Source organism: Cobetia sp. BL01 (genome assembly GCF_056493605.1).
Map to the genome: position 1 here is coordinate 1 of NZ_JBVBEE010000030.1, position 422 is coordinate 422.

1 protein-coding gene is annotated in these 422 nt (G+C 66.1%); it reads right to left on the reverse strand.

Annotated elements, in window-relative coordinates; all coding sequences use genetic code 11:
* Positions 1-422: Ig-like domain-containing protein (locus tag ACZYGA_RS16970; RefSeq protein WP_479399732.1), on the reverse strand; the 422-nt coding region annotated here is incomplete at both ends.

Below are 422 nucleotides of genomic sequence, written 5' to 3' on the forward strand. Positions count from 1 at the left end.
GAGCCGGCGCGCTTGCGTCGATCTCACCCACGTCATTGCTGGTCGCGGTGTTGCCGGCCGGGTCGGTGACAGTGGCCTCGACGCTGTACTCGCCTTCGCTCAGCGGGGTCTCGGCGTCGACGCTGTAGGTGCCATTCTCGACGGTCGCGGTAACGGTCTGCTCGTTGCCGTCACTGTCAGTGATGACCAGAGTCACGGTGCTGCCGTCTTCGGCATCGGTGGTGCCGACGATGGTCGGCGTGGTGTCGGAGGTCAGCGCCGGCGCATCGACGGTCAGTGCAGGAGCGGACAGATCGATCTCACCCACGTCATTGCTGGTCGCGGTGTTGCCGGCCGGGTCGGTGACGGTGGCTTCGACGCTGTATTCGCCTTCGCTCAGCGGCGTCTCGGCGTCGACGCTGTAGGTGCCATTCTCGACGGTC